General features: G+C 48.1%; 6 protein-coding genes. All 6 read left to right on the top strand.

The window, feature by feature from the left end:
• Positions 1–7 precede the first annotated feature (7 nt).
• On the top strand, positions 8–523 hold the full coding sequence (locus ACJ67_RS07825) for a chemotaxis protein CheW (protein WP_018985225.1): 516 nt from the start codon (positions 8–10) through the stop codon (positions 521–523).
• Positions 524–596: 73 nt separating this feature from the next.
• Positions 597–3,206 carry a methyl-accepting chemotaxis protein gene (locus ACJ67_RS15185; protein WP_049638589.1) on the top strand — a complete coding sequence of 870 codons (2,610 nt, stop codon included), beginning with the start codon at positions 597–599 and terminating at the stop codon, positions 3,204–3,206.
• A gap of 339 nt (positions 3,207–3,545) precedes the next feature.
• Entirely contained in the window at positions 3,546–6,326 is a 2,781-nt protein-coding gene (locus ACJ67_RS07815; RefSeq protein ID WP_082164118.1) for a methyl-accepting chemotaxis protein, read from the top strand.
• 295 nt (positions 6,327–6,621) lie between these two features.
• A complete protein-coding gene (locus ACJ67_RS15180; RefSeq protein ID WP_049638588.1) occupies positions 6,622–9,660 on the top strand; it encodes a methyl-accepting chemotaxis protein in 3,039 nt (1,012 codons plus the stop codon).
• Between the two features lie 173 nt (positions 9,661–9,833).
• Positions 9,834–9,974, top strand: coding sequence for a hypothetical protein (locus ACJ67_RS14825; protein ID WP_156171659.1), 141 nt, complete (start codon positions 9,834–9,836; stop codon positions 9,972–9,974).
• Between the two features lie 134 nt (positions 9,975–10,108).
• Complete coding sequence (locus ACJ67_RS07805) at positions 10,109–13,189, top strand: methyl-accepting chemotaxis protein (RefSeq protein WP_049638587.1); 3,081 nt, start codon at positions 10,109–10,111, stop codon at positions 13,187–13,189.
• Positions 13,190–13,454: the final 265 nt, after the last annotated feature.

Raw genomic sequence — 13,454 nt, 5'->3', positions numbered from 1 at the left:
ATATGCAATGAGCACTACGACAGAAATGAACAATGCCTTAAGCGGTAACGCAGGCAGCGGCCTGAAAACAGCCGCTGGCGAGTACCTGACCTTTGTCCTGGGCAGCGAACAATATGGTATCGAGATTCTCAAGGTACAGGAAATTCGCGGCTATGATGCAGTCACCCAGATCGCCAACATGCCTTCGTTTATCAAGGGCGTCATTAACTTGCGCGGCAAGATCGTGCCGATTGTTGACCTGCGTATCAAGTTTAACTTGGGCAAGGTCGAATATAACGAATTCACCGTGGTGATTATCCTCAACCTCAATGGCCGCATTGTTGGCATTGTGGTGGATGGCGTGTCCGATGTCCGTGAGTTACGTGAGGAGCACTTACGTGAAGTGCCTTCACTGGTGACCCGCATAGACACAAAATACATCGTTGGATTGGCAACCATTGAGCAAGAAATGCTGATCCTGGTTGACATCGAGAAACTGATGACCAGTGATGAAATGCAACTGATAGATAGCGCGGTACATTAATACTAAACCGGCAACCATAATAAAAAACATAAATTCGGCCACTCTTTAATAGAGCTAATTCAAGGATAAAAAAATGTTTTCTACCATCATTAACAAGTTGGCAGCAGGCACTAGGGGTTATCAGGATACATTAAACCAAGTGGCTGAATTTAGTGCACTTAGGGCAGAAATCAACAAAGCGAGAGCGATTGTTGAGCTGGATGCCAAGGGCAAAATTAGCCATGTCAACGACAATCTGTGTCAATCACTGGGATACCAAACAAATGAACTGGTAGGGCAGCATCATCGTAGCTTGTTGCCCCAGTCTGAATCCAATACGCCAGAGTACGAACAGTTCTGGGCTGCCTTGCAGTCAGGCAAATCTCAAGTAGGCTCATTCAAGCTGGTCAATAAAGGCCGACAGGATACCTGGTTTCAGGGGTATTACGCGCCTGTGATGCAAGGCACACAGTTGCGTAAAGTGGTGGCCTACTTAACGGATATCACAGCTGACAAACAACGTAACCTGCTTTTGCAGGAAGAAGAAAGCGCCTTGAATCAGTCTTTTGGCGTCATGGAGTGCGATATGCAGGGCCATATTCTTTCCTGCAATGACATGTTTTTAGCCCCGCTTGAGTTCAGTCACGAAGAGGTGATTGGAAAACATGTTTCTATGCTGATTAAAGCATCGACCTCACAAAGCGATGAATATAAGCAAATGTGGGAAAATCTGCGGCAAGGCCAGAATTGCAAGCTTGAGATTTGTCGTGTTTCCAAATCAGGCAAGGAATATTGGTTTAGCTCCAGTTATGTGCCAGTGAAGGACGATGCTGGTGAGCCAGCCAAAGTTAAAGTGTATTCGTACTGCGTCACAGAACAGAAGCAACTCGCGTTAGACCTGCAAGGTCAGGTGGCGGCGATCAACGCAGCACAAGGCGTGATACAGTTTGACCTGAAAGGCAACATTCTGCATGCCAATGACAATTTCCTCAAACTCACTGGGTACACCCTGGCTGAAGTCGTTGGTAAACATCATGCCATGTTTGTGAGCGAGCGCTACAAAAATAGCCAGGAATATCAAGACTTCTGGGCAAAGCTGGGACGCGGTGAAGAGGACGCCGGGGTTTATCATCGCTATGGCAAACAAGGCCAGGATATCTGGTTGCAAGCGGCATACAGCCCGATTATTGGACTGGATGGCCAACCTTACAAAGTAGTTAAGTACGCAACAGATATTACAAAAGCGGTACTGGCAGATAAAGCGCAAAAGGCAAAAGCACGTGAAGCCGCCATGATCAAACAGGCGCTGGAGTCATCTTCAAACAACCTGATGGTGGCTGACAATGACGGCATCATTACTTATATGAACTCAAGCACACTGGAACTAATGCGCGAGTCAGCAAGTACTTTTAAAGAATTATTCCCGTCTTTTAATCCGGACAAACTGATCGGTCAAAACTTTGACCTGTTCCACAAAAGCCCGGCACATCAACGCAATCTTCTGGCCAGCCTGACCGGCAAGCATGTGGCTGAGCTGCCAATCGGGAGTATGTTTTTCCGTCTGACTGCCAACCCATTGATGGATGAAAGTGGCGAACGTATTGGCAGTGTGGTTGAGTGGGTGAATTTGACAGAAGAAAAACGGCTTGAAAATGAAATTAAAACCGTCGTTGAAAATGCTGTAGATGGCGACCTTTCTTCCAGATTGGATGAGACTAAAGCCAAAGGTTCAGCCGTGAAAACAATGGTCGCCATTAACCAATTGCTGGATACTTTCAGCGATATATTGGTGCGTGTACGTGAAGCAGGTGAAACCATTAATACGGCTGCACATGAAATCTCTAGCGGTAACAATGATCTCTCTAGTCGGACGGAACAACAGGCATCTAATCTTGAAGAGACAGCTTCCAGCATGGAGGAATTGGCCTCTACAGTCAGACAGAATGCCGAGAATGCCCGCCAGGCAAATCAGATGGCAGAAGCAGCTTCGCAAGTGGCGATTCGCGGCGGTGACGTCGTCGGTAACGTCGTCACTACCATGAGCGCCATTAATGAAAGTGCCCACAAAATTGAAGACATTATTTCTGTCATCGATGGAATCGCTTTCCAGACCAATATCCTGGCCTTAAACGCTGCGGTAGAAGCCGCTCGTGCCGGCGAGCAGGGAAGAGGTTTTGCGGTAGTGGCTGGTGAAGTACGCAACCTGGCCCAGCGTTCAGCCAGTGCAGCCAAAGAAATCAAGGAGTTGATTACCGACTCTGTGAATAAAACGGCTGATGGGACTAAACTGGTGCAAACAGCTGGTGAAACCATGCATGAAGTCGTCACTTCAGTACAGCGCGTGACCGATATCATGAGCGAAATTACGGCTGCATCTGCAGAACAAAGCTCCGGGATTAACCAGGTCAATGATGCCGTGAACCATATGGATGAAGTGACGCAACAGAATGCTGCCCTGGTCGAAGAAGCGGCAGCCGCAGCGGAATCACTGGTAGAGCAAGCATCTAACCTCATGGATACAGTGAACAGGTTTAAACTGCGTGGCTCAAGTCAAACGTCGCATGCGGCCCGCCCTGCGGCGACCAGTCGCGCGCCAGTAGCCTCCATGCCTGCGCGCCAGCCCAAGCCGGCTGCTGCAACCAGTCACCCACCCGTTAAAGCTGCCAAAACTGGCACCGATAATCAGGATTGGGAAGAGTTCTAATGATTTAATGCGGTCAAAAAAAGGGGCGCATGATGGATACAATTCATACGATGGTTGAAAAGCTCATTGAGGCATTGAAACTTTGGGCCTCTCTACTGATTGGTTATCCAATGTGATGCATCGTCAATACTGCTTTCAGCGCCCCAATTCTGATTGTCTGACCTCTTGAAAAGCCGACCTGCTGGTCGGCTTTTTCTTTTGCTAAAGGAGGTATTAAAAGCAACAATACCCGTTTCTTTTGCGCATTTGATTTTACAGCAATGGATTAGACTGAATGATAGAAGTAAAAAATGTAATTTCGTCCTAGTGAAAGTACAAGTTTGCGAAAGAGATATGATTATGAAAATCAACTTACCAGTCACTCAAAAAGAGATTGAGCTTAAAGAGGGGGCCTCTATCGTATCCAAAACCGATTTGAAAGGGGCAATTACCTATATCAATCGGGAGTTTCTTGAGATCAGCGGATTCAGCGAGTCCGAACTGGTCGGAAAAAATCATAACATTATTCGTCATCCGGATATGCCAGCCGCGGCATTTGAAGACTTGTGGCGTACGGTGAAGGCAGGAAAACCATGGAATGGCTTGGTGAAAAACCGTTGTAAAAATGGTGATCATTACTGGGTTGAGGCCAATGTGGCACCCATCCGTGAAGGCAACACCGTGATTGGCTATATGTCTGTGCGTAATAAAGTGACCCGTGCGCAGATTGAGCAGGCGGAAAGGCTCTATCAGCAAATGCGCGAGGGTAAAATGCCAAAGCCTGCCTGGAGCGAAACGCTGATTGCAAAAGTGCAAGACTTGCCGATTCTGTATAAGCTTTCAGCCGCAATGTTGACTCCGGTCGTTGTGATGTCTGGTTTTGATCTCTATCGTCATCATCCTGATGCCTGGTTAGGGATGGGGCTAGGTTTGACAGCAGCCTTAGTGGCTGGAGGCTTGTTCACGCTCAAGTTGAAAAAATCCGTTTCTGTCATGACAGATGCCATTCAAGGCCTGGCGGGTGGAGAGCTCAACTGCAAAATCGATACCCGTGGCAATGATGAAGTTGGCAGTTTGATGAAGACACTCAAATCCATGCAAATCAAGATCGGATTTGATGTGAACGACTCCAGAAAAATGGCAGAAGAAGCAGGTCGATTACAAGCAGCACTCGATCAGAGTACTACCGCCTTTACCTATAGTGACAGTCACCAGCAACTGCAATACATGAATGACTCGGCGCGTAAGCTTTGGGAGGAGATGGCAAATGAGATTGCCAAGACTCACCCCGAATTTAAAGTAGCGGGCATGATTGGTCAGAATTTGGCGAGTTATCTGCCTGAGGATATTCGCTCCACATTTGAAGAGGTCTCAAAAACACCCAAGTTGATGGAGCTTTCACTTTACGGTAAGAAAATACAGGTTGCCGTGATATCTGCATTCAATGCTCAAGGAGAGTATCTTGGCCGCATGACGCAATGGGAAGATAAAACAGCGGAGCATATAGGGCAGCAGGAAGTGTTCAGGCTGGTCAATGCTGCTGCGGCAGGTAATCTTAAAGAGCGTGTTAATATCAGCAAGCTGCCGGTGGGATTTGTCAAAGAAATCGGCGAGGGTATCAATCAGATACTGGATGCGTTGATTACACCCTTGAATGTGGCGGCTAAATACGTGGCAGACATTTCACAAGGCCATATCCCAGCCAAGATTACTGATCACTACAATGGTGACTTCAATACCATTAAAGACAACCTGAACCAGTGTATTGACGCGTTGAATACGTTGATCGCTGAAATGAACCACATGAGTGCCGAGCATGATGCTGGCGATATTGACGTTCAGATTGATGTGTCCAGGTTTGATGGTGCTTATCGCAGCATGGCAAGTGGTATTAATCAGATGGTGGATGGGCATATTGCCGTGAAGAAAAAAGCCATGGCCTGTGTGAAGGGCTTGGGCGAAGGCGATTTTGATGCACCTCTGGAACGATTCCCTGGTAAAAAAGGCTTTATCAATGACACCATTGAGCAAGTACGAGCCAACTTGAAAGCCTTGAATGCTGATACCGTTATGCTGGCTGAAGCAGCCAAGGAAGGACGTGTCACTTTACGCGCAGATGTGTCACGGCACCCAGGTGATTACCGAAACATTATAGATGGCATTAACAACACCTTGGACATGATTGTAGAACCGATCATTGCCGTGACTGAAGCGGTGGAAACCATCACCACTGCCGCCAATGAAATCTCCAGTGGTAACTCAGACTTGTCTGCCCGTACTGAACAACAGGCTTCCAGCCTGGAGCAAACTGCGGCCAGCATGGAAGAATTGGCCTCTACCGTGAAACAGAATGCTGAGAATGCCAAGCAAGCTAACCAGCTGGCATTAACTGCGTCAGGTGTCGCCGTGAAGGGCGGGGAGGTAGTCAGTGAGGTCGTTGCCACCATGAGCGCGATTAACGAAAGTGCCAAGAAGATCGAAGACATTATTTCTGTCATTGACGGCATTGCCTTCCAGACCAACATTCTGGCCTTGAACGCGGCGGTAGAAGCGGCACGTGCAGGCGAGCAAGGCCGTGGTTTTGCGGTCGTGGCGGGCGAGGTCCGTAGCCTGGCACAGCGTTCAGCCAGTGCTGCGAAAGAGATCAAAGAGCTGATTACCGACTCTGTGAATAAAACCACAGAAGGCACCAAGCTGGTTGAGAATGCCGGTAGCACCATGGACGAGGTCGTCTCCTCTGTACAGCGAGTGGCTGACATTATCAGTGAGATCTCAGCAGCGTCTACTGAGCAGACCACAGGGATTGACCAGGTGAACCAGGCGGTGACCAGCATGGACGAAACCACCCAGCAGAATGCGGCATTGGTAGAAGAGGCTGCGGCTGCGGCGGAATCATTGGTTGATCAGGCCAATCAGCTGGCAGATGTGATCAGTAAGTTCAAGCTGGAAGGAAAAGGTAATACCGGCTTCACTGCAACGCCCAAATCAACTTCTGATAGCCGTGGATATTCAGCACCGAGGCCTGCTGCTGATTCGCGCTCTGGCCATGTCAAAAAACAGCAGACCTCGAAACCTTCCGCCAGTGCGACCAGAGTCCATTCAAAGACAGGCACTGACGATTCGGATTGGGAAGAGTTCTAGTCATTCATCTCAATAACAAGCCGGCTGCTAAACAGCCGGTTTTTTTATGATGCCGACTAGATCATATTTGCATTTTAAGGGGATAAATCAAACACCTAAAAAGGATAGGTTTTAAGTGTTTCTTTCAGGGATGCTTGAGGCACGGAAAACTGCAATATAGCAATATATTTTCGAAAAGGTGTTTGTTTTGGAAAGACATGTCTGGCGATATGCATGATATTGATCTTTTTACTTTCTAAACAGGCACTTGTCAGAGGCGTCATCAAACACTGAGGATGGGTAAATGTTTGGAAACATGAGAGTAAAGAAAAGCCTGATGGTCGGCTTTGGTAGCATGATTCTGCTGATGGCAGGATTAACTGTTATTGGGATTGACCGTGTAAGTGAAATCGACGATACGCTGACAGAAATCAATGATGTGAATAGCGTTAAACAGCGCTATGCCATCAATTTTCGCGGCAGCGTGCATGACCGGGCGATTAGTTTACGTGATGTGACGCTTGAGGCATCCAGTGCTGACGTGGACAAGTCCATCAGTGATATCCGCCGATTGGCGGTGGCTTATGAAGAGAGTGCGGCCAAGCTGGATGCTATTTTTAAAGAGGATACGGCTGTTACGGCAGATGAAAAGGAAATTCTCACGCACATCAAGTCTATCGAGGCTAAAACATTACCGGTGATTGAGCGTGTGATTGCCTTACGCCATGCAGGTGATGAGGAGCAAGCGAAAAGTCTGTTAATGAGTGAAGCCAAGCCCTTGTTTGTAGAGTGGCTAAAAACCATTAACCAGTTTATTGATTATCAGGAGGCATTGAACAACAAGGCTTCAGCGCAAGCCAAGTCTGTCGCTTCCGGTTTTTCCATACTCATGCAAATTGCGTTGGGGATTGCCATTGTTATCGCTGGATGGATGGCTATTTCAATCTCTAAATCCCTGCTTAACCGTTTAGGCGCGGATCCGTTGGAACTCACTGAGTTTGCTAAAAAAATTGGCGAAGGAGATTCTGATTTTGCCGTACCTCTGGTTGAACATGACCAAAGCAGTGTTGCCTACCAGCTACAACGCATGCGGCAACATGTGCTAAAAGTCATCAGCGAAATGAAGGATGTCGCGCATGCGCAAGCCAATGGTGAGATTGATCGCCGCATCCAAAGTGCTCAACACCAAGGCATGTTTAAAGACATGGCCGAAGGGGTCAATCAAATGCTGGATGACCAACATGCCTCGACCCGCAAGGTGATGGCTGTGATTAACGGCTTTGGCAATGGTGATTTTGGCATTCCGCTTGAGACATTCAAAGGAAAAAAAGCTGAGATCAACCGTGATATTGAACAAGTCAGAGCCAATTTGACCAATATCATTTCTGATTTAAACCAGATGTCTGCTGCCCATCGTCAGGGCAATATCAGCTATTTTATTGACCCTGCCAAATACAAAGGACATTTCAGTTCACTCGCTGAAGGGGTGAACGGCATGGTGCAAGAATATATTGAAGAAAATAAAACCGTGACTGATTGCATTTTGCAATTTGGTGAAGGTAACTTCGCCGCTACTATCAAAGAATTCCCCGGCGAAAAAGCGTTTATCAACAAGAGTGTCAAGAAGATTGGCGGTAACCTCAAAGGCTTGATTGATTCCGTGAACTGGGTCAGTAATGCGCATGAACAAGGTGAAATTGATGCCTTGCTACGTGACGACATGTTTAGAGGCGATTTCAGTACGCTGGCCAAGTCGGTCAACAACATGGTCACTGGCTTGTTGGACATGAACCAGCAATCCATGCAAGTCGTGAAGGGGTTTGGTGAAGGCAATTTTGACATTCCACTTGAGCGCTGGCCAGGTAAAAAAGGCGAGATCAACGATACGGTTGAGCAAGTTCGCGCGAACCTGAAAGGGCTGATTGGGGACATCAATGGCCTGACCGAAGCTGCAGGCGAAGGCCGTATTTCCGTACGGGCTGATGCCAGCCAGCATAAAGGCGATTTCCGCAAAATTGTCGAAGGCGTGAACAACACGCTGGATATGATTGTAGAACCAATCATTGCCGTGACAGAAGCGGTGGGAACCATCACCACTGCCGCCAATGAAATCTCCAGCGGTAACGCTGATTTGTCTGCGCGCACCGAGCAGCAGGCGTCCAGCCTGGAACAAACTGCGGCCAGCATGGAAGAGTTGGCCTCTACCGTGAAACAGAATGCCGACAACGCCAAACAAGCAAATCAATTGGCCTTAACTGCGTCAGGTGTCGCAGTCAAAGGCGGGGAAGTGGTCAGCGAGGTTGTCGCGACCATGAGTGCGATCAACGAAAGTGCCAAGAAGATCGAAGACATTATTTCTGTCATTGACGGCATTGCCTTCCAGACCAACATCCTTGCGTTGAACGCAGCGGTAGAAGCGGCACGCGCTGGTGAACAGGGCCGTGGCTTTGCGGTAGTGGCAGGGGAAGTACGTAACCTGGCACAGCGTTCAGCCAGTGCTGCGAAAGAGATTAAAGAGCTGATTGCAGACTCTGTGAATAAAACCACAGAAGGCACCAAGCTGGTTGAAAATGCCGGAAGCACCATGGACGAGGTCGTCTCCTCAGTCCAACGTGTGGCTGACATTATCAGTGAAATTTCTGCGGCCTCTATTGAACAGACCACAGGGATTGACCAGGTGAACCAGGCCGTGGCTAGCATGGATGAAACCACGCAACAGAATGCGGCATTGGTCGAAGAAGCGGCAGCGGCAGCTGAATCACTGGTGGATCAGGCCAATCAGCTGGCAGATGCGGTAAGTCAGTTTAAACTGGAAGGGCGGCATTTGGGGGCGGTCACGAGCCAACCTCAGCATCGACGTGTTTCTGCGAAAGCTAATTTACATACAAGCCATTTCCAAGGAGGGGCTTCTACAAAAAAGTTCTCTCTGGATGATGCCAGTACAGCACATGCAAAGTGGAAAACACGTCTGATTGATTACATGAACGGCCGCAATAAGGAGCCGATCAATCATGCAGAGGCCGCCAGCGATCACAAATGTGATTTAGGCAAATGGATTTATGGCGAAGGCAAACAACACAGTCATCGCAAAGAGTATCGTGATTTGAAAGAGGCACATGCACATTTCCACCGAAGTGTTGGAGACATTATTGAATGTGTCGAAGCGAAAAATACCGAAAAAGCCAAATTCTTGCTTGGCGGGGACTTCTCAAGAAAGTCGAAAGAAACGCATGTGGCTATTGATAATTTATCCAGGGTCATCTCGGGCGCAGGCCATCCCCCGTCAATATCGAAACCCACCGCTGCTACTTTCAAAAAAAACGGCACTGATGATAATGACTGGGAAGAGTTCTAGCATTCATTAATCCTTTCACATACAGCCTCCCCGGTCGTTGCCATGCAGCGCTGGGGAGTTTGTCATTTTCAATGCGGGTATCCAATGAAAACAGCATAAAAATCTATACCAAATAGATTGAAATAAAAACATCTGCTTTTTTCCGCAATTGAAATGTATGCCCATCACTTAATATGTCCACACCATCTATCCAAGTGGTTAATTGCAACGAGGCAGTGACCATTGAGATGCAGGGTATTGATCCAGGCAATCCCATTGCCTATCAATACAACGCGCCAAACGGCGAGAACAATATGCAGATGCAACACGATTGAGGTGCATGCAACGAAGTATGCCTCATTTCATGCCACGGAAATGAAACCTCTCACGCTGGAATGCCCATATTTACGTTTTCTCAATGTTTAATCGATTGATGGCATTCGATTAATTCACCTTTAGAGGATGCGTCATGCTTAACAGGCTTTCAATCACCAAAAAACTGACGTTGATGGCATGTATTATTTTATTGCCGTTGACCTACCTGGCTGCGGTCAATATTTTCAAGAATCAGGCTGATCTTCAAACAACCCAGTCAGAAATCCAGGGCATTGATTTAATCAAACCATTGATGGGCATGATTGAAGATATGCAGAAACATCGTGGACTCATGGCAAATTACCTTGCTGGCAAAACTGAGTTGCAGCCCAAGATCGCTGATATTGAGTCCAAACTGGAACAGGACATTGAAGCGATTCGCCTGTTGCATGACACCTCAGACTTGTTGAGCCATGATGATCCCTATTGGGTTGAGTTTTCCGGTAAATGGCAAACCATCATCCAGAACTACAAGGCACTCAGGTTATCCAGCGCCGCAATCAGCAAGGAAGAAAGTTTTGCCCAGCACTCGGCAATCATTAATTTCCTGATAGAAGCCACCGTCATTAAGGCAGATATTAGTGGGTTAACACTGGATCCCAAGGAAGAGTCCTATTACATGATGGACACTGCAGTGTTGAAAGTGCCTCCGCTGATTGAAGTCATGGCGCAAGTACGAGGGTTGGGTGCTGGCGTGTTGGCCAAGCAATCGATCAGCGAGAACGAGCGACTGAAACTGGAAGGCCTGGTGAACACGATAGAGCAGACTGATAGCCGGTTTATGCACAACATGCATGTATTGGCGCGTTACGACCAAAGTCATACAAAGGAAATTCAACCACTGCTGGATGCCACAGAGCACCTAAAACAATTATTGAGCCAGGCCATTTTGCATGATCAATCACTGTCGTATGATTCTCAAGAGTATTTCAAGCAGGCCAGCGTTCAGATTGATATTGCTTATGAGCGCTATTATGTGCTTTTGGACCGATTGAAGGCCACACTGCAAAAGCGCGGAACAGGGGAAAATCAGCAGTTGTATATTACCCTGGCCATCGCCGGATTAAGTTTGTGCCTGGTGCTTTGGACTGTCTATATCGTTTCAAGGGACATCATTACCAAATCGAACACTGCCCAAAAGATGATGGACGATCTGGTGCAAGGCAATATCAAGTCAATACAACAAGACATGACGCCATATGATGAGCTGGACCAAGTGATTCTTTCGGCAGGGAAACTGAATCAAACCATACATACGCTAGTTAAGGAATCCAAACAGCTTGCGGTTTCGGCAAGTGCCGGTAACCTGAGTGCTCGCGGTGAAAGCAAGCAGTTTGAAGGCGAGTACAAGGTGTTGGTAGAAAGTATCAACCAGACACTGGATGGCGTCATTATTCCATTGAATGTTGCCGCGCAATATGTCGCCGATATTTCCAAAGGCAAAATTCCAGCCAAAATCACGGAAGCTTATAAAGGCGATTTTAATACCATCAAGAACAATCTCAACCAGTGTATTGATGCTGTGCAGGCGCTGATTGCGGATGCCAACATGCTGTCACATGCAGCGGTAGAAGGCCGCCTGTCTACCCGTGCGGATGCCAGCCAGCACCAAGGGGATTTCCGCAAGATTGTCCAAGGCGTCAATGACACCCTGGATGCAGTGATCAACCCATTGAATGTGGCGGCCAAATACGTGGCTGACATTTCACAAGGCCATATCCCAGCCAAGATTACCGATCACTACAATGGTGACTTCAATACGATTAAAGACAACCTGAACCAGTGTATTGATGCCGTCAATGCCCTGGTAGCAGACGCCAACATGCTGTCACAAGCAGCCGTCGATGGCCAGCTCTCAACCCGAGCCGATGCTGGCAAACACAATGGCGACTTCCGCAAGATTGTCGAAGGCGTGAACAACACCCTGGATTCGGTGATTGGCCCATTGAATGTGGCTGCGAACTACGTAGACCGTATCTCCAAAGGCGATATCCCAGAACGGATTACCGACCATTACAACGGTGACTTCAATGAGCTGAAGAACAACCTCAATACCTGTATTGATGCGGTCAACATGCTGGTTGCTGATGCTGACTTGCTGACAGAAGCTGCAAACGATGGCCGTATTACGGTCCGTGCGGATGTCGACAAACACAATGGCGAGTTCCGCAAGATCATCGAAGGGGTGAACAACACCCTGGACATGATCGTAGAGCCGATCATTGCCGTGACAGAAGCGGTGGAAACCATCACCACTGCCGCCAATGAAATCTCCAGCGGTAACTCAGACTTGTCTGCCCGTACTGAGCAACAGGCTTCCAGCCTGGAGCAAACTGCGGCCAGCATGGAAGAGTTGGCCTCTACCGTGAAACAGAATGCTGAGAACGCTAAACAGGCGAATCAGCTGGCACTGACTGCCTCCGGCGTGGCTGTAAAAGGCGGTGAGGTCGTCAATGAAGTGGTTGCCACCATGAGTGCGATCAACGAAAGCGCCAAGAAGATCGAAGACATTATTTCTGTCATTGACGGTATCGCCTTCCAGACCAACATCCTGGCCTTGAACGCGGCGGTAGAAGCGGCACGTGCAGGGGAGCAGGGCCGTGGCTTTGCGGTGGTGGCAGGCGAGGTACGTAACCTGGCACAGCGTTCAGCCAGTGCTGCGAAAGAGATCAAAGAACTGATTACTGACTCTGTGAATAAAACCACCGAGGGGACCAAGCTGGTTGAGAATGCCGGTAACACCATGGAAGAGGTCGTTTCCTCAGTCCAGCGTGTGGCTGATATTATCAGCGAGATTTCAGCAGCGTCTACTGAGCAGACCACGGGGATTGACCAGGTGAACCAGGCTGTGACCAGCATGGATGAAACTACACAGCAGAATGCGGCCTTGGTAGAAGAGGCAGCCGCTGCGGCTGAATCATTGGTTGATCAAGCCAATCAGTTGGCAGATGCTATCAGCCAGTTCAAACTCGAAGGGCGGATTGGAGGTGGGTCTAGCCATCAGGTCAAGTCAGGCTTTAAACGACAGGCAGTGAGTTCGCCAGCCCAGCGGTCACATGGAGGGCATGCCCCCGCGCGGAGTGGTCCGCCTTCGATGCCACCGCATCAGTCATATTCCAGCCAGGGTTCAAGGGCTAAAACCGGCACGGATGATTCGGATTGGGAAGAGTTCTGACCTCACTCATCCAGAAGCGGCTGCTTTGGCAGCCGTTTTTTCTGTAAGGGCATCATCGGGTAGGATTTGTAAACCATCATGCCTGTGAATGACTTTAAACAGAACCATAAAAGTACGTTTCACATTCGATTTGAATCTTGATCGTTAGCGGGATAATCATTACATAAACAGTGAATAAAGAGTCTTCTAAACAGACTTTATTATTCATATAAAAATTGGCTTTATGGTCATTTATTGACTTCTAGCTAGAAATAACTCGGAAGAG

The sequence above is a fragment of the Methylophilus sp. TWE2 genome (assembly GCF_001183865.1).
GTDB lineage: Bacteria > Pseudomonadota > Gammaproteobacteria > Burkholderiales > Methylophilaceae > Methylophilus.
The sequence above is the reverse complement of the archived record's forward strand: the minus strand, read 5'-3'. Positions and strand labels throughout refer to the sequence as shown.

What these genes read in the sequence shown, in the direction of transcription:
- ACJ67_RS07825 (WP_018985225.1), top strand. Translation starts at nt 8, where the DNA reads ATGAGCACTACGACAGAAATGAACAATGCCTTAAGCGGTAACGCAGGC.
- ACJ67_RS15185 (WP_049638589.1), top strand. Translation starts at nt 597, where the DNA reads ATGTTTTCTACCATCATTAACAAGTTGGCAGCAGGCACTAGGGGTTAT.
- ACJ67_RS07815 (WP_082164118.1), top strand. Translation starts at nt 3,546, where the DNA reads ATGAAAATCAACTTACCAGTCACTCAAAAAGAGATTGAGCTTAAAGAG.
- ACJ67_RS15180 (WP_049638588.1), top strand. Translation starts at nt 6,622, where the DNA reads ATGAGAGTAAAGAAAAGCCTGATGGTCGGCTTTGGTAGCATGATTCTG.
- ACJ67_RS14825 (WP_156171659.1), top strand. Translation starts at nt 9,834, where the DNA reads ATGTCCACACCATCTATCCAAGTGGTTAATTGCAACGAGGCAGTGACC.
- ACJ67_RS07805 (WP_049638587.1), top strand. Translation starts at nt 10,109, where the DNA reads ATGCTTAACAGGCTTTCAATCACCAAAAAACTGACGTTGATGGCATGT.